Origin of the sequence: Chlorobaculum sp. MV4-Y (assembly GCF_025244685.1) — a bacterium.
Lineage (GTDB): Bacteria > Bacteroidota > Chlorobiia > Chlorobiales > Chlorobiaceae > Chlorobaculum.
Genome location: NZ_CP104202.1, coordinates 1,783,051 through 1,800,668, shown reverse-complemented (window position 1 = coordinate 1,800,668; position 17,618 = coordinate 1,783,051). Strand labels below are relative to the sequence as shown.

The 17,618-nt window shown below is 47.6% G+C and carries 15 protein-coding genes; 8 read left to right on the top strand and 7 right to left on the bottom strand.

The genetic code is table 11. The features are described from left to right. The first annotated feature begins 143 nt into the window (after nucleotides 1–143). The 6 genes from NY406_RS08915 to NY406_RS08890 all read left to right on the top strand — a co-directional run bounded on the left by NY406_RS08915 (nucleotide 144) and on the right by NY406_RS08890 (nucleotide 8,323). Nucleotides 144–1,229: a tyrosine-type recombinase/integrase gene (locus tag NY406_RS08915; RefSeq protein WP_260533771.1), complete on the top strand. Its 1,086-nt coding sequence runs from the start codon at nucleotides 144–146 to the stop codon at nucleotides 1,227–1,229. Nucleotides 1,230–1,426: 197 nt separating this feature from the next. Beyond that, a complete protein-coding gene (locus tag NY406_RS08910) occupies nucleotides 1,427–2,275 on the top strand; it encodes a hypothetical protein (protein ID WP_260533769.1) in 849 nt (282 codons plus the stop codon). Between the two features lie 3 nt (nucleotides 2,276–2,278). Then, nucleotides 2,279–3,418 carry a DNA cytosine methyltransferase gene (locus NY406_RS08905; RefSeq protein ID WP_260533767.1) on the top strand — a complete coding sequence of 380 codons (1,140 nt, stop codon included), beginning with the start codon at nucleotides 2,279–2,281 and terminating at the stop codon, nucleotides 3,416–3,418. Between the two features lie 296 nt (nucleotides 3,419–3,714). After that, on the top strand, nucleotides 3,715–5,820 hold the full coding sequence (locus NY406_RS08900; protein ID WP_260533766.1) for a helicase HerA domain-containing protein: 2,106 nt from the start codon (nucleotides 3,715–3,717) through the stop codon (nucleotides 5,818–5,820). Nucleotides 5,821–5,831: 11 nt separating this feature from the next. Further along, nucleotides 5,832–7,199, top strand: a complete 1,368-nt coding sequence (locus NY406_RS08895; RefSeq protein ID WP_260533764.1) for a DNA double-strand break repair nuclease NurA — start codon at nucleotides 5,832–5,834, stop codon at nucleotides 7,197–7,199. Beyond that, nucleotides 7,196–8,323, top strand: coding sequence for a DNA methyltransferase (locus tag NY406_RS08890; protein ID WP_260533762.1), 1,128 nt, complete (start codon nucleotides 7,196–7,198; stop codon nucleotides 8,321–8,323). Before NY406_RS08895 ends, NY406_RS08890 begins: the two co-directional genes overlap by 4 nt. 402 nt (nucleotides 8,324–8,725) lie before the next feature. On the opposite strand, the gene NY406_RS08885 is transcribed toward NY406_RS08890, so the two are convergent. From NY406_RS08885 to NY406_RS08855, 7 genes are all read right to left on the bottom strand, one after another. After that, on the bottom strand, nucleotides 8,726–9,496 hold the full coding sequence (locus NY406_RS08885) for an alpha/beta fold hydrolase (RefSeq protein ID WP_260533760.1): 771 nt from the start codon (nucleotides 9,494–9,496) through the stop codon (nucleotides 8,726–8,728). A 3-nt stretch (nucleotides 9,497–9,499) separates the two neighbouring features. Continuing rightward, a complete protein-coding gene (locus NY406_RS08880; RefSeq protein WP_260533758.1) occupies nucleotides 9,500–9,826 on the bottom strand; it encodes a YtxH domain-containing protein in 327 nt (108 codons plus the stop codon). Between the two features lie 40 nt (nucleotides 9,827–9,866). Beyond that, the gene (locus NY406_RS08875) at nucleotides 9,867–11,279 is read right to left on the bottom strand and encodes an HD domain-containing protein (protein ID WP_260633782.1); all 1,413 of its coding nucleotides are present in this window, start codon (nucleotides 11,277–11,279) and stop codon (nucleotides 9,867–9,869) included. A 142-nt stretch (nucleotides 11,280–11,421) separates the two neighbouring features. Beyond that, nucleotides 11,422–11,694 (bottom strand): RNA recognition motif domain-containing protein, encoded by a 273-nt coding sequence (locus tag NY406_RS08870; protein ID WP_164927115.1) that lies wholly within the window; start codon nucleotides 11,692–11,694, stop codon nucleotides 11,422–11,424. A 153-nt stretch (nucleotides 11,695–11,847) separates the two neighbouring features. Continuing rightward, nucleotides 11,848–13,350 (bottom strand): B12-binding domain-containing radical SAM protein, encoded by a 1,503-nt coding sequence (locus NY406_RS08865; protein ID WP_260533756.1) that lies wholly within the window; start codon nucleotides 13,348–13,350, stop codon nucleotides 11,848–11,850. 143 nt (nucleotides 13,351–13,493) lie between these two features. Next, a complete protein-coding gene (gene lptB / locus NY406_RS08860) occupies nucleotides 13,494–14,228 on the bottom strand; it encodes an LPS export ABC transporter ATP-binding protein (RefSeq protein WP_260533754.1) in 735 nt (244 codons plus the stop codon). A gap of 133 nt (nucleotides 14,229–14,361) precedes the next feature. Next, on the bottom strand, nucleotides 14,362–15,510 hold the full coding sequence (locus tag NY406_RS08855; RefSeq protein ID WP_260533752.1) for a hypothetical protein: 1,149 nt from the start codon (nucleotides 15,508–15,510) through the stop codon (nucleotides 14,362–14,364). 206 nt (nucleotides 15,511–15,716) lie between these two features. Between NY406_RS08855 and NY406_RS08850 the strand changes: the two genes are divergently transcribed. Further along, on the top strand, nucleotides 15,717–16,247 hold the full coding sequence (locus tag NY406_RS08850) for a gamma carbonic anhydrase family protein (RefSeq protein ID WP_260533750.1): 531 nt from the start codon (nucleotides 15,717–15,719) through the stop codon (nucleotides 16,245–16,247). Between the two features lie 85 nt (nucleotides 16,248–16,332). Next, nucleotides 16,333–17,532, top strand: a complete 1,200-nt coding sequence (locus NY406_RS08845) for a protoporphyrinogen/coproporphyrinogen oxidase (protein ID WP_260533748.1) — start codon at nucleotides 16,333–16,335, stop codon at nucleotides 17,530–17,532. Nucleotides 17,533–17,618 lie beyond the last annotated feature (86 nt).

Below are 17,618 nucleotides of genomic sequence, written 5' to 3'. Positions count from 1 at the left end.
TGCGTGTCAGTACATTTTATTTATTTTAATAAAATGTGTTGGCTGAATAATAAGGTAGCATCACCTTTCCCCCACAGCAAATGCCTCATGCAAGCACCGTCATACGGATTACGCCCTTTGAGCACAGGGGTGAAAAGCGGGTGGTGCTTGAGTTTCCATACGATGAAGCCCTGACTGCTGAGGTGAAGCAGTTAAAGGGCGTACGCTGGAGTAGCAGTTGTAACCGTTGGTATATTCCTGAATCGGACGAGGTGATCGATCTGATGCTCAAGCAGTTCAAGGGCAAAGCTTGGGTAGATTATTCTGCTTTCAGAGAAAAGCACCTGGCAACCCGAGGCAACAGAACCACATCTGCTCAGCAAAAGACCATAATACAGGCCACGCTTTCGCCGCAATTGCTTCAAGAGCTTCATACGTTCAGGCAGTGGCTGCTGCACAAGCGCTATAGCGATTCTACCGTCAAAACCTACCTGCAGGTTCTCGAAGTATTCCTGAGATTCATCAGTCCGAAACAAGCCAACGAGATAACCAGCGAGGATATGGTGCGTTTTGTCAACGAATACATCTTGCCCAATGGATTAAGTTATGCATATCAAAACCAGGTAGTTAATGCAGCAAAGCTTTTTTTCAGAGTTATACATGACGCAACGCTCTGGCCAGAAAAACTGCAACGTCCTCGTTCACAGCACAAACTGCCGAATGTGCTGAGCAAAGAAGAGGTAAAAGAGATTCTGGAAGCGCCCACAAATCTGAAACACCGAACAATGCTCAGCCTGATCTACGCCTGTGGACTCAGGCGCAGTGAGCTGCTGAACCTTAGACCCGAACATGTGGATTCCAAACGTGGCCTTCTCATCATAAAAGATGCCAAGGGCCACAAAGACAGGGTAGCGCCAATTTCAAACAAAGTGATTGGAATGTTGCGTGAATACTATAAGGCCTGCAAACCAAAGCAATGGCTTTTCGAAGGGCAATTTCCCGATACCCAATACAGCGCAAGAAGTCTTGAACAGGTATTGAAACATGCATTGAAAAAAGCTTCCATTACAAAACCGGTAACGCTGCACTGGTTACGGCACAGTTATGCCACTCATCTGCTGGAATCGGGAACCGACCTCAGGTATATTCAGGAACTTCTGGGGCACAAAAGCAGCAAGACCACCGAAATCTATACCCATGTCAGCAAAAAAAGTTTACAGCAGATTAAAAGTCCATTCGATGATTTGTAATAACTGTAACAAGACCACGCCGGACAATAACACGCTACTTTGTCGCGCTTATTTGTCTAATATGGCATGTAAGGCGCTATAGAGTAGCGCAGATAAGCAAGTTGGGTGCAAGCCTAAAAGACGACCACCAAGTAAAATGACAGGGCTAAAATGGAGATAGCAGACCTGAATTTTGTAACTTTGACCATTAAAGAAATATGACAGAACTAGAAATAATTTTACGAATATACCGAGAGTTGATTTCCAAAATTGGGAGCAACGGAATCCCTGTTGATATGAGAGCAAAGTCAATAGTTGGGACAGTTCAAGACGACCCATTTGACAATTGGATTGAAGCAGAAATAAAAAAGGCATTACCAAAATCTTTTGAAATTTACCATTCAGGCTCATTGACAACCCCTGACTTAGTTGTTAGAGATACGAAATCAGGGACAGTTGTTGGTTTAGAAATTAAAAAATTAATCCAAAAACCTAACGGAAGCGATTCAAGGGGCTTGACAATTGACTACAATAGTAGTTTGCCTTGTGGCTCGACACTAATCAAAGTTGGTGCAGAAACAATAATAATTCCTTGCTTTTACCTTTTCGCACTTCTTGACAATGACAGCAAAAACATAGTTACTCTGATACTGATAGACGGAGACTTTTTGAACTATGATTTTGAATTGCATAAAGAGTCAAAATATTCAAACTACACAGAATATAATCACGGCCCTTATGGAGAAGGTTCGGTACGACACAGAAAAATGTACACCTACCCAAATCCATTAAATTCCAAAATATCTGAATTTCACCTTCGACAAATTCTCGTTGCAAAAAAGTCTGATTTAGAAAAAATAAAATCTACTGATTTTGTTAGCGAACAAATCATCAGAACCGATAAATACGGCAATTCATTTTACTATTATCTGAAAGATGAAACAAAATCAGCAGGTAAGTCAAAAGGGAGTTTAGCCACACTCACAGATATTTTTGATGCTTGCAAACTGCGTTCTCCAAAAGAGAGAACAGCCTCCATTCCTATTATTCCACCTTTAACCAAATAAGCAATGAATCAGTTAAAGAAGGAAACCAAAACAAACTATACGTTTCTCGGCCTTTTTACAGGTGCGGGTGGACTTGACTTAGGTTTTGAGTTAGCAGGGTTTGAACATACAGAATCAAATGAAATTTTAGATTATGCAGTCAATACTTTACAATCTAACAGACCAAATTGGGATATAATACATGGAGACGTTCGAGAATATACTCCCTCATTTAAGAGTGGCCTAGATGTTTTATTAGCAGGGTTTCCTTGTCAAGGATTTTCACTTGGTGGCAACAGGGATGAAAATGACGAAAGAAATACTTTATACCGTGAAGTTGTCAGGATTGCGAGTATAATGCAACCCAGAGTGATTGTAATGGAAAATGTTCTTAATCTTAGGACAATGACCCACCCTGAAACAGGCAAACCTTTTGCACAACAGATTTCAGATGAACTTGCTTCAATCGGGTATACTACAGAATTTGATTTTTTTAGAGTTTCAGAACACGGAGTTCCTCAAACAAGAAGACGTTTTGTTTTTATCGCTTACAAGGATGACACATTAAAACACTTCAAATTTCCAAGAGCAGAAAAGGAAACAGGAATAAGGAAATTCATATACGAACTAGGACAAAATTTAAACATTGAATTACCAAATCATAATCCTGAATGGGGCTTTAAAAGCTATGCTCATACAGAAACAGGGCTACCATATGACGAATCTGAAATTGTAATTCCTGTTAGACTTAGTAGAACGGCATCAGAAGGAAACCCAATCAGAGATTTTGACTCTCCTTTTCCAGCAATTGACACAGCAACCGTTTGGGGTTGGGCTATTGGCAATGTTGTAGCAGAAAGAATTGACAAGGACAGAGACAATGCAATGTATGTAAGAAACCCTGAGTCGACTGCAAAACTTTGGAGAATAAAAGCAAGTAAAATCAGACCTTTTACAGCAAGGGAATATGCGAGATTGCAGACTTTTCCAGATGATTGGATTTTTTACGGAAACAACAAAAGAGAATTACAACTCCAAATTGGAAACGCAGTTCCCGTGATATTTGCAAAGAAAATTGCTTTAAAAGTTAGAGAAGCATTAGAAGTATTAGACGGACATAAAGAATTTGAATTTGAACACGGTGAACAAATCAAAATGTTCTGACAAAGATAGAAGGCCAGCACCCAACAGCGGTTTTGCGTAATGGCGGGTTCAGTGGTTAATTGAACATTCTACCTCGCATCAGCTTTTGTGGTATGTTGACAGTTTTGTGCTCCGAAATCCGCCACTACGCAAAGCCGCAAAACGTTGTGCGTCAGTGTAAAAAAGACAGCCGACACGCAAATGGCACATTTGGTTTTTGCCGACACACGAGCCAAAACTCAAAAAACCAAAAGAGCCATTTTTTTGCCAACGCACCGACAGAAATTAATAAATTTGACAACTAATAATTTGACAATATGAGTATAGAACAGGGACTTAACTCAAGACGAGAAAACGACAAACAAGTTGAAAGCCAACAATGGTTTCAAAAGCTTATTCAAGCAGACCAGTATGTTGGTGACATTTACTCTATCAACTATGAGACAGCAAGAGTAATCATTCACGACTTTTACAGAGAGAAAGTTGGTGGAATACCAAGTTTAAGTTTTCTAATTGCGACACGAGTTGACCCAAGTAAAACAGATATTGACTTTAAAAAGGAAGATGCTTCATTTGTTCTTTTACGAGTAATGGATGCAGCAACTTTACCACAAGACAAAGAAGCAGAAAGAATTAGAGTTGAAACGGCTCAAAGAATAAGCGGAGAAACTGAAAAACATTGGGATGATGCAGGTTCAATGGACTTGCGAACAAAAAACATTCTTGGATTTGCTGGTGTTCAATGCCGAATTATTGGAACATTCTTTCTTGAAGAAAACGGTCATAATGGTGACGCCCCTCTTAATCTGAAATTTGGTAGCGATATTTCTAATTACTACCCAAACAGGGGCTTGAAAGTTTATAAGCCAAACGGAAAAGCACTTGAACAAATCGTAAATTACGCAGACCCTACAAGTATTCAGGCTCACACAGAGAAATACGGAAACACAGAGAGAGTGAAACTTGGATTTGTTCGCTATGCTTCAACAAATCGTAAATATCAGCAAGTAGATGATGTTCCAGTTTATATATATCCTGCGGACTTGCTATCTCAAAAATCTGCATTGTTCGGTATGACAAGAACGGGTAAATCAAACACCACTAAAATTATCGCCAAATCAGTATTTGAATTAAGAAAAAATGAAAATCCTAATGACAGACCGCTACGAATAGGGCAAATTATTTTTGACCCAAATGGTGAGTATGCAAATGAAAATGTTCAGGACAATAATTCCGCTCTTAAAAATGTTTGGCAACTTTTGCCAAATGGTGTAAAGGCAAACGAAGTTATTACCTATGGAATTACAAGACATCCAAATGACCCTGAAAGAACCTTAATGCTTCTAAACTTCTTTGAAACAAGTAATACGCAGATTGGAAAAAGTATAATTGATAGCATCCTATCAGAAGATAGCACTAATTACATCAAACAATTCTGCCAAGTAAGCTTTGATGAACCTGACCCAAATGACCGAAGTGCAACTACACGTTATAACAGACGATTATTAGCCTATCGTTCAGTATTAGCCAGAGCAGGTTTTCAAGTTCCACCAAGTTTAAGGGCAAGCACAAGGGGTCTTTTTAATCAAGACTTGATTACCGCCCTTCAAACGGGAAGAAATAATAATCCGCCAACCCCTGAATATGTTTCAGCAGCACAAGTATTCTCAAACCCAAATCCTGCTTGGGGTCAACTTGCTAACGCTTTTGAAGCATTAGATAAATTCATTCGAGACAGCAGCAGTAATTACACGACATTTGAAAATGCTTATGTAAGTCGTCCTAATGGCTCAGGCGACAGATGGGCTGATGAAGATTTGAAAAAAATCATTGGCATTTTTCAATATCCCAACGGAACTAGAAAAATCGGCAAAGCGGCAGAACAACATAGTGCCGACACAACAAGTGATTATGCAGAAGATATTTACAACCACCTTGTTCAAGGTAAATTGGTAATAATTGACCAATCAAGTGGAGAACCCGAACTCAACAAATCTTCTGCGACCAGAATAATGACAAAGATTTTCAAAGAAAATCAAAGAAAATTTGTTCAAGGCGAAACAAACATTCCTGAAATTTTAGTTTATGTTGAAGAAGCCCACAATATTTTGCCTGCAGGTAATGATTTAGATTTATCAGACATTTGGGTAAGGACTGCAAAAGAAGGTTCTAAATATCGCATCGGAATGGTATACGCCACGCAAGAAGTAAGCAGCATTCAAAAGAACATTCTTAAAAACACTGCCAATTGGTTTATTAGCCATTTGAACAATACCGATGAGACAAAAGAACTTTGCAAGTATTACGACTTTGCAGACTTTGAACCATCCATAAGACGAGCCCAAGATAAAGGGTTTTTAAGAGTAAAAACTTTAAGTAACCTATTTGTCATTCCTGTTCAAGTGGACAGGTTTGAAGTTTAACACACTATCATATGAGTTTTGAAGGGGAATTTGCCAGTTACGAGCCTTTAAGACGGTTACTTGATAGTGAAAAAGTCAAATCACTTCAAAACCGACTTAAAATAAGGCAACAGGAAGAAGAAACAGAAGACTTTGAAGGTTCAATAGTCAAAAAATCTGATTTGACCGAAAGTACCTTACAACCTGATTTAGTTCTTGCAATTGATGGAAGCAATTTAGCGGCAAAAGCAGAAAACGGATTTCCTGGTGCTGAATTTGGTTACATTACCATTGCTTCCGTTTTAATTGACTTGAAATTAATTGGAGAGTTAGAAAAAAAGGAATTTGTTGAACCAAAGAAATTTCGTGAAACCGAAAAAGCATCAACCATTGAAAGCGTTTTTCCCGGTTGTAATGTAATTCTCGATACAGAAAAAAATGCTAAGTCTTCCTTACGGAGAGCTTTATTTGAAGAGTTACGCAGCAACACCATTTTTTCAGATGGGGAAAGTTTGCTTGACACCTACGAGCATCTTTTTAGAATAAAACGTGAACATTTTCAAGAAAGAAATTTACCAAGAAGCCCAATTGAAGGAGTTGAAGAAGAAATGACTTATGACTTTGGGGAATATACTTGTCCTCATTCAGGCGAGCCGCTTTTCTCAACTGATGCTTTGCGTTTACACGAACTTATGAACCCAGGCGGGAGCAATGGTGAAATGTTTGGGCAAATAATGTCCACTCTTGAAAAACTTTGGCTTGTTCACATTCTAAGAGCATTTGAACGCAAAGGTTGGTTAGCAACACTTCGCAGAGTTGCTTTTATAATGGATGGACCTTTAGCTGTATTTAGCACTTCATCATGGTTAACAAAAGTTATAAGTCACGAATTAACTCGGCTGAATGACCTTCAACGGAAAATAAATGGTCAAGACCTTTTAATCATTGGAATTGAAAAATCAGGAACATTCTTCAATCACTTCATTGATATAGACACTACCAAAGATGGCGTAACTGATAAATTTCCAAAACAATCTGCCTTACTCTTAAATGACGGCTACATAAAACGAAATATCATTTTTTCTGAGAGTATCAAACCTTACGGTCAAGACACTTATTTTGGAAGAAAACTTTTCTACAAAGCGGCATCAGGTCAAAAAATTGTTCCTGTCGTAGCTTGTTTCAACGAGTATCAAAGAAATCTTGATACAGCAAATCCTGACCAATTTACAAGATTAGCAGATGTTATGAATTTACTAGACCAACTTGTTTCAAGCAGATACCCGAATTCTGTTTCTCCGTTAGTTTCAGCACACGCAGAAACAGCAATTCCTTTGAACTTAGGCAAGCGAATTTTTGAAGACATAGCAAGAGAAATAAGAGAGAAATCAAAAGAATGATAGCAAAGGAAAAAATATTGAAAGGTTTTGAAACTGCCGAAGCACGTTGGGCAAGGTTTGGACCATACTATGCAATGTTTCCTTTGGAATTTGCATTTGATGTAGTTGAGAAATACTCAAAGAATGGTGATTATATAATTGACCCTTTTGCGGGTAGATGCAGTAGTATATATGCTGGTGGCGTTTTAGGAAGAAATAGTTTAGGATTAGAAATTAACCCTGTGGGTTGGTTGTATGGAACTGTAAAACTGCAACCAGCAGAAAAAGAAGAAGTCATTGACCGTCTACTTGAAATTTACAGTAAGAGAAACTATTACAACCGAGCAATCCAAAAAATGCCCGAATTTTATCGCATTTGTTACTGTGACGAAGTTCTTAAATTCCTGTTAGCCGCCCGAACTCATTTAGATTGGAGAAACAATAAAGTTGATGCGACTTTGATGTCAATACTTCTGATTTACCTACACGCAAAAATTGGCGAAGGACTTTCCAATCAAATGAGAATGACTAAATCAATGGGGATGAATTACTCTGTGCAATGGTGGAAGAAAAACAATATGACCACACCGCCTGAAATAAACCCCTGTGATTTCATTCTCAAAAAAATCGAATGGCGTTACGAGAAAGGTAAACCAAAAGTTTCTGAGAGTGCCATTGTGTTCGGTGATAGTTCAAATAAATTAATAAACATTGCAGAAAGAGCAATAAACAATGATATAAAGTTTTCTTTGCTGTTTACTTCACCACCCTATTACTCGATTACTGACTATCACGCAGACCAGTGGTTGCGACTGTGGCTTTTAGGTGGCTCAGAAAATCCTCAATCACTAAAAGATAAGCATAAAGGTCGATTTGTAAATAAACAAGAATATTATGACTTACTGGACAAAGTTTTTGGACTTTGTGCCAAAATGATGAAAAGAGAAAGCACTGTTTATGTTCGGACAGACAAGAGAGAATTTACTTTCAACTCTACAATTGAAATACTGAAAAGGCATTTCCCAAATCATTCAGTTAAGATTGTCGAAAAACCTTTGACAAAGGACACAAAAACTCAAACAAAACTCTTCGGGGACAAGACAATGAAGCCAGGAGAAGTTGATATAATAATGTCGAGAAAATGAGCCAACTCAACAGCCACACACATTGCCAAGTCGCACAAGCCAACACACAAGCCAAAACTTGGCAAAGAGTGTGTCTGTTCCTGCGCACAACTGGCAGACAATCGAGACAAAACAAGAACACCGAACGCACAACAAAGTGTATATGCCATAAGGGTTTCAGTGGGTATTCAAGCGTTGTATCCCGCTCAAACTTTCGTGCCGGTGGACAGGAAACTGCTCCGCTATCCCTTACGGCACATACACTCGGCCGTTATAAAAAATAAGTTTTTATTAGCGTGAAAAGGTTGTCTGCACATATGTTGACCGCCAAGCTACGGCAGCAGAGAACAGGCGGCGAAAAGAGCGTCACAAAAATCAAAGAACAAACCCCCAACCAGTTCACACCGGTTGGGGGTTTACTGTTTACAAACTCCGCAAATGTTCCAGCAATATTCCGTTGAACATCGCGGGTTGGTCGAGGTTTGAGAGGTGGCCTGCTTCGGGGATCAGTTCGAGCTTTGAGCCGGGGATGAGGGCGTGCATTCCGGCGGCGGTCTCCGGCGTGGTGACGGTGTCCTCCATGCCGCAGATGATGAGCGTTGGGCAGGTGATTTCGGTCAGTAGCTCCGTTGAATCCTCGCGCTCGGCGATGGCTCGCATCGCTTCGCTGATGTCCTCCGGGCTCTGTCTGACAATGCTCGCTCGCGTTTTTTCGACGAGCGACGGGTTCGTTTCGTAAGTCTCCTTCGCAAAAAAGTTCGGTAGCATTCTCGCCGCGGCCTCTTCCGCTCCTTTTTCCATCACCGCTTTCCTGAACTCCTGCCGAACGGAGAAGGCTTCGGGTGTGTCGGCGTTGGCGCGTGTGTCGCAGAGCACCAGCGAAGCGGTCAGCTCGGGGTAGAGCCGGTAGAAAGCCATTGCCTGATAGCCGCCCATCGAGAGGCCGACGATGGTCGCGCTCTTCCAGCCAAGCGCCTCGATGAGGCGGGCGAGGTCGCGGGCGTAATCATCCATGCTCCATCCGGGGCGCGACGGCGTTGACTCGAAGCCGTACACGACGGGGGCGATTACCCGGTAGCCCGACTCGGCCAGCGGCGCAAGCTGCGGCTCCCACATCTGCGACGAAACCGGGAATGCGTGCAAAAGCAACACATTGCCGGTTTCGCCACCTGCTGCTCCAGTGAAAGTCAGCATGGCTCAGTTCTCCTGCGCTTTGGCCTGGTTGCCGCGAATGTCGCGGATGATGGTGTTGGCCTCATCGAGAATCTTGCGGGCCTCGTCACGGGCGCTGTCGATAATCTCCTGTGAGCGGTGCTTTGCCTCGTTGCTGTACGCCGCATCGCGTTCCGAACCTTCGTACAATTCCGTTGCGCGGTCAATGGCGCGTTTGAGCTTGCCGCTGATGATCATCTGGGTGTCCTCGCCTTTGCGCGGAGCAAAGAGGAGACCCATGATGGTGCCGACTGCGGCGCCGAGCACGGCTCCGAAAAAGAGTCCCTTGTAGTATTTGTCCTGATTTTCCATGATCTCGGGATTTCGTTGTAAAAAAGAAATATAACAAAAATCAGCGCTGCAGGATTTCCACCACCTCCTCTTCGAGGCTGGAGAGCGTATCGACGAGGTCGTGACGGCACAGTATCCTGAACTTCTTGGTGTAATGTTCGAACGAGAGGATGAAGTTGGAGCCAAACACCGATTCCCGGAAATCCTCGAACCGGACGTATCCGTTCGAGTCCGTGGGCTGCACCAGGTGCCGGTGCTCGCTTTTGGTCGGCCAGATGCGCAGTTCGCGGAAGTCCGCGTAGTCGAACACATCCTTCGATGGCGGCGCATCGATCAGCACTTCGTGGCCCGCAAGTCTTTTGCCGGTTTTTTTTGCAAGCATGGCGCAGATTTCCAGCTCTTTCTCTTTGCGGCGGCGGTGGCTGGTGTTGTAGGCGAACCATACCGGATCGATCTCCATTGATGGTTCGTGATAGGGCCGGATGGTCATGGCGCGTTTGTAAACGCGACGCTCCAGAATTGCGTCGAGCAGCTCTGAGGCTGGCAAGCCAAGCCCGCGAATTGCCCGCTCAAGCTCGAAAAGTACCCGGTCGTCGGAGTTGAAATAGAAGAGTTCGCGCAAGGTCTCCGCTGGCAGGGCGCTCTCGTCGGCGATATCCTGCAGGAACCGCCGGAGCATGGTCGAGAAGGTGCGGCTCGTGTGGTGCCAGTAAACGTTGCGCATCATCATGTACTTGGCAAACAGCAGGCTTTCGAGCGGCGCGATCCCTTTTTCGGTGATCGCGAGGCGCTGGCGTTCCGGGTCGGGCACAAACGATTCGATGAGCCGCTCGATGTCGATACTGCCGTACGGAATGTTGCAGTGGTGCGCGTCACGCATGAGGTAGTCCATCTTGTCGGGATCGAGCGTGCCGCTCACCAGCTTGCCGAGCCGGTGCGCCGTCTTGCCCGCGATGATCTCCGTCACGACGCCGGGATCGACTTGCCAGTCGTTGTGCAGGATAGCCGCGATGGAGGGGGTGTTGCGATGCTCCTCGTTCAGAAACTGGCCGGTCAGCGATTCGTGGTGCGTGAACACGGCGGAGTTGTCGCCTGCCGGGGTGATCTCCTCAAGTACATGGGCGTGGGGATAGTGCCCTATATCATGCAACAGGCAAGTGGCCAGTAGCGTGCGGCAGGTCTCGTCGTCGAACTGCAACTGCTCGCTTTGCAATTCGAGCGTCAGGGGATTGCTCACCATGCGCTGCAAAATCATCTTCATCAGGTGATAGACGCCGATCGAGTGTTCGAAGCGCGTGTGGTTCGCGCCGGGGTAGACCTGCTGGGCGAACGAAAGCTGCCGGATGCCCTTGAGCCGCAAAAACGACGGGTGGGCGAGAATTTTCTTGAGCGGCGCGCTCAGCGGGATGTGGCCCCATATGGGAATGCGGATAAACCCGCCTTCGGAGTGGAAAAGAAACGGCTCGGCGATCATGATGGAGGGGATGGTTGAAAGTGTCTCGAGCAAGATACGCACGAGCTCTTCCCTCGGCAAGACATCACGGGTCGGGAATCGCAGGGCAATAAAAAAGCTGCTGTTTTCGACAGCAGCTTTTGGCTTGTATTCCGGTCAGTGCTCAGTACCTGGGGCGGGCAGCCGGGCGCTCTTCACGCGGCTTTGCTTCGTTAACCCTGATTTTTCTGCCGTTGAGGCTGCTTTCGTTCAGCTGGGAAATCGCTTCGTTTGCCTCTGCGTCGTCAGGCATTTCAACGAATCCGAATCCTTTTGAACGGCCGGTGAACTTGTCGATGATGACGTTTGCTTTGGAAACCGTACCGAATTCGCCAAATGCGCCGCTCAGGTCTGCTTCGGTGACGTTATAGTCGAGATTGCCGATGTAGATGTTCATGCTTTTTAAAGGTCTTAGTGCTTTGATAGAAAGAGAAAAGCTGCCAAATAATCAAAAGCACAAATCACTTGAAAGCCTCTGGCCCAACCGTTGTCCAGAAACCTGATATTACTCTTTATTGTGTAAACATACAAATCCGTGATGATTTGAAGTTCATATACTTCTATGTTGCCGCTCTTTTAGATGCAGGGCGCAGACCTTCCGGAAATGGTGGCCATAGATGGCAAGCGTTACAGCCAGCGGTAGTGCCTGCTGACGGTTGACGGCCGTCCAGGCGAGCATTTTCCAGTACTGGAAACGTTCTCTGCCAATAACGCCAAGCATTACTGTCGAACGCATGAAAGCCATGAACTGGCTCATCCTGAAACGACTTTTCAGTTGTGGCACCCGGTACTCCTCCAGCAGCGTGCGGATGCGCTGGTAGTAGTATTTCGGAGCATAGAGGTGGTTCATCATCTCCCTGTACCCCTTGCGCAGGATTTCGGGGTCCATCATCGGTACGATATTGGTGTTGCTGTCCGCATTGTCGCCACTCGAATGGGGCAGCAGGCGTCCCTCGTTTTTCAGTCGCTCATAAAGCTTTGTGCCAGGCAGGGCCTGCAAAATTCCGACCATCGCGGTGACTATGCCGCTTTTCTGGATGAACTCGATCTGTTTCTGGAAGATCGATGGCGTGTCGCTGTCGAAGCCCACGATGAAGCCTCCCTGCACCTCGATGCCTGCATTCTGGATTCTGCGGACGTTGTCGAGCATGTCGCGCGAGGTGTTGTGCTGTTTGCCGCAGGCCTGTAAAGCGGTGACTTCCGGCGTTTCGATGCCGATGAACACCTGGTTGAAGCCCGCGTTTACCATCAGCTCCATCAGTTCGGCATCATCGGCCAGATTGATTGAGCACTCCGTGTAGAACTTGTTGGTCACGCCTTTCGACTTTCGCCATTCGATCAGCGCTGGAAGCAGCTCTTTTTTGAGGTAGGCGCGGTGGGCGATGAAGTTGTCGTCCACGAAAAAAACGCTATCCTGCCAGCCGTGTCGTCGAAGTCCCTCCAGCTCGGCGATGATCTGTGAGCTGGTTTTGGTGCGGATTTTGTGGCCGAACAGGGTCGTGACGTTGCAGAAATCGCAGCGGTATGGGCAGCCGCGCGAAAACTGGATGGCCATTGATGCGTACTGTTTCATATCGAGCAGCGTCCACTCCGGTACCGGCGTGCAATCAAGCGCCGGGAACTCATTGGCGGTGTAGTAGCGCTCCGGAACTCCGTTTTCGAGATCGGCGATGAAGCGTGGAAGGGTGAGCTCCGCCTCGTTCAGCACGAAATAGTCAACCTCGGGAAATTCGGCATAACCGGTGGTGAAGAGCGGGCCACCGGCTACCACCGGCAATCCGGCAGCCTTGCAGCGCGCGATCACCTCGCGAGCGGAATCCTGTTGCACCGCCATAGCGCTGATGAAAACGATATCAGCCCATGCAAGGTCTTCGCCGAGAAGCTTGCGAACGTTGAGATCGACCAGCCGCCGCTGCCAGGCGGGTGGAAGCATGGACGCCACGGTCAGCAGGCCGAGCGGCGGAAGCGATGCCTTTTTTTTGACGAACTTGAGAGCGTGCTTGAAGCTCCAGAATGTGTCTGGAAACTCGGGATAGAGAAGAAGAATATTCATCGGATCATTGCCTCCGGCAATAAACGAGCGTTATACATCTGAGCGGCATGAAAAAAACGGCAAGTCTTTACTACAACTTTTGGGTATCCCTCATAGTTTCAGAATAAACAGTCCGTGCGTTGACATGTTTGTTTTCTTGCCGCTTAGTAGCGGTCGAGCGAGAATTTTTCGCCGAGATAGACCTTGCGGGCTTCGGTGTTTTCGGCGATCTCTTCAGGCGTGCCGTGCATGAAGATGCTACCGTCGAAGAGCAGGTAGGCATGGTCGGTAATCGAGAGCGTTTCGTGCACGTTGTGGTCGGTGATGAGCACACCGATGTTGCGCTTCACCAGCCCTTCGACGATCTGCTGGATGTCCTCGACGGCAATCGGATCGACGCCTGCGAACGGCTCGTCGAGCAGGATGAAGCGCGGGTCGAGCGCCAGCGCGCGGGCGATCTCCGTCCGGCGCCTTTCGCCGCCCGAAAGTGCGTAGCCCATGCTTTTGCGGATATTGGCGATGTTCAGGTCTTCGAGCATCTGCTCGGCCTTTTCGTGCCGCTCGGCTTTGGAGAGCGAGGTGAATTCGAGCACGCCGAGGATGTTCTCCTCGACGGTCAGTTTGCGGAACACCGACGCTTCCTGCGGCAGGTAGCCGATGCCTTTGCGCGCCCGCTTGTACATCGGCAGGTCGGTAATATTCTCCTGGTCAAGCAGCACTTGTCCCGCATCGGGTTTGACCAGGCCGACAATCATGTAAAACGTGGTGGTCTTGCCCGCACCGTTCGGGCCGAGCAGACCTACAATCTCGCCCTGTTTCACCTCAAGAGTCGCGCTTTTGACCACCTCGCGTTTGTTGTAAACCTTCTTCAGATTGGTACAGCTCAGTATCGAACCCATAACATTCAGCTCAAAAATTACCTGTCAGTAACGGCGCGGCCAGTTCTGGCGTTGCACATTCGTTCCGCAATATAGCGATCCTTCCGCTGTCCTGATGTCGAAATATCCATGGAGCCGTCGCGGCAGCTACGGATCAAGGACAATGCCGGTCAGTGCACTTTGTCAGCCATGTGTCCATCGTCGAGAATACCTCCCCATTCGACGGCAGTGAAGCCCTTTCTGCGGAAGCCGGTGAGCTTTGGCGCCTTGATTTTTTCGGGTTTTCGGTTGGAGTGAAATTGAGCAGAACCCTGAGCAGGCTGTCCGGTTTCGGTTGTATCTTCAGGCCGAGACGCTTGTTCACGACGTCAGGCTCAATCAGCTTGATAGTGTAACACGGGCTTTCCGGAAGATTTTTGAGCCAGTACTCTTTCATATCCTCGGCTTCCGCCTGGTTGAGTCCCATCTCGCGCAGATTTGTGTCGAACCAGCCGCTGAGATTATCATATCGGACCGACCAGCCGTGGCGGGGCAGTTCGATCTTTTTGTCGAGCGCTACCTCGTAGAAGAGATAGTGATAACCGCTGTCGATCATGCCGTCTTTCTGTACCGTGACGCGCCAGCGGTTGTTGTAGTCGGGAATCGTCCGGATGAGCTTGCCTTCCGGCGACAGGCGCACCTCGATTTTCGCAGTTCTGACGGGATAGAGATAGAGTGCCGGTTTTTTGACGATCTGGATGTGCGAAAAATCGTTGCTGAGCTGGCCGTCATCGTCGAGGAAATAGCGTGCTCGTTTCTGCCCGGTCGGGTTGGCGTGGGAGTCGGACTCCTGGTGACCGAGATACACAATGTTCAGCTCTTCCGGTTGCCACATGGACGAGGATGCGCTGAACTCTTCGATCCTGATGTTTTCACCCAGCAGCACCGGCTTGGTTTGCGTGAATCCGTTTTCTCCGGAGAGCAGGGCGGAAAGCTCGAAGAATCCGGCGCTGCCCATACCGTGGTGCTCGATGATGACTGCGATGTCCGGCTTGTTGTCGTCGTTCAGGTCGCAGACCACCGAGCGCACCAGTTTGGCCTCGATGAAATTGTCCGGATTGTCGCCAGCCTTGAATGCGCCGTTTTTCAGGGTGACGCTCCTCTTGGCCACAAGGAGTTCGTAAGTGCCGTTTTTTGCGGTCTGCTCCAGACTGGCCTGCTGGTTGGCGGTTATTGACAGAGGTTCATGCCCGAAAGCGAACGATGGCCGCGGGGAAAACATGGGTGCCGAAAGGAGCACCAGCGGAAGGAGAAGCTTTTTCATGTACTTCAAGCTTTGGTTACTGGGGGTGAGGCTTGCTTTGAAAGGTAAGAACCGCATGGCCGTTTACAAAGCAAAACAAACGCGGACCGGAAAGGGGGCATCGATTTATCCTCCATTTTACACGTGGCGCTCTTTCAAATCGGGTGAAAAAACGGTAATCTGAAATTTGAGTTTATAAGTCGTCCAAAATTTCAATTATCCGTCTCATGAGAAAGGTCATGTCATACCGGGGGATGCACCCGGAGATTCACGAGTCCGTTTTTCTGGCCGAAGGCTCCTATGTCATTGGCGATGTCAAAATTGGCGCGCATTCGAGCATCTGGTTCAACGCAGTGGTCAGGGGCGATGTCTGCCCGATCACTATAGGCGAAAAGACCAGCGTGCAGGACAACGCGACGCTGCACGTGACCCACGATACCGGCCCGCTGAAGATCGGCAGCAACGTGACCATCGGCCATGCGGCCACGCTGCACGCCTGCACGGTTGAGGACAACGTGCTGATTGGTATGAGCGCTACCCTGCTCGATCATTGCGTCGTCGAACCCTGGTCGATCGTGGCTGCCGGGTCGCTCGTCAAGCAGGGCTTTCGGGTGCCTTCGGGAATGCTGGTTGCCGGAGTTCCTGCCAAGGTGATCCGCCCGATCACCGAGGAGGAGCGTGCCAATATCGCCGAGTCGCCGGAAAATTACGTGCGTTACGTGGCGCACTATCGTGAAGAGGGCTATGAGGGCCGGTAAAGCCCGTTACGTTTTGCCATGATCTTCTGTAATGATTTCGCTACATTACCCATCATTTTTTCTACGAACCATCACCAGCTTTCTCATGGCGCAAAAAGAGGTAGTCATCATCGGCGGCGGCATCAGCGGACTCAGCATGGCATTTTACTGTTCGCAGGCCGGCATGAAAACCACACTGATTGAAAAGGAGAGCGCCGTTGGCGGTTCATTCTCCTCCCCCCAGTTTTCGAGCAACAACGACAAATTCTGGCTGGAGATGGGGGCGCACACCTGCTACAGCTCCTACCAGAACCTGCTCGGCATCGTCGAAGGCTGCGGCATCGCCGATACCATCATTCCCCGTGCCAAAGTGCCCTTCACGCTGCTCAAGAACGGGAAGGTGTCGTCGATCATGTCCGGACTCAATATTTTCGAGCTGCTCCGTTCCGCGCCGAACATCTTTTCCCTCAAGAAGGAGAACATGTCGGTGCGCTCCTATTACTCCAAAATCGTTGGAGAGAACAACTACCGCAACACGGTGAGCCACTTCTTCAACGCCGTGCCGTCGCAGCCGACTGACGATTTTCCGGCTGACATGATGTTCAAGAGCCGTGAAAAACGCAAGGATGTGCTCAAGAACTATACGTTCAAGAATGGCCTGCAGAGCGTTGCCCGCACCATCGCCAGCCAGAAGGGAATCGAGGTTCGCGCCGGTTCGCCGGCGCAGTCGGTTTCGACCTCAGGCGGCAAGTATGTTGTCAAAACCGCTGACGGTCAGGAGTATGCCGGTGATGCGCTCGTCATTGCGCTGCCCTCGGCTCCGGCAGCACGGCTGGTGCACGACATCAATCCGGGACTTGCCGATCACTTTACCAAACTCAGGTACGCTGATGTTGATTCGGTTGGCGTGGTGATCCGCAAAAGCAACGTGTCACTCAAGCCTGTGGCTGCGATCATTTCGCCGAACGACACCTTCTTTTCGATGGTGTCGCGCGACACCGTGCCCGATGACAATTTCCGCGGTTTTGCATTCCATTTCCGTCCGGGCCTTGACGACAACGCCAAATTCAAGCGGATCACCGAGGTGCTTGGCGTCAGTCAGTCGAAGATCGAGCATACCGTCACCAAAAAGAATGTGGTGCCTTCATTGCGCGTTGGCCATAAGGATTGGGCCTCGAAAGCCGGCCAGATGCTCGGCAACGTGCGTAACCTCTACATGACCGGCAATTACTACGGCGGCATGGCCATCGAGGACTGCGTCAGCCGCTCCCGCGAAGAGTTCGACCGCATGAAGATTTCGCGCTGAAGGCATCTCGCCCCCCCTTTCTGAACGTCCCGAAGGCAGCCCCTTCGGGACGTTCGCGTTTGCAGGCATTCGAGTTCATCACTACC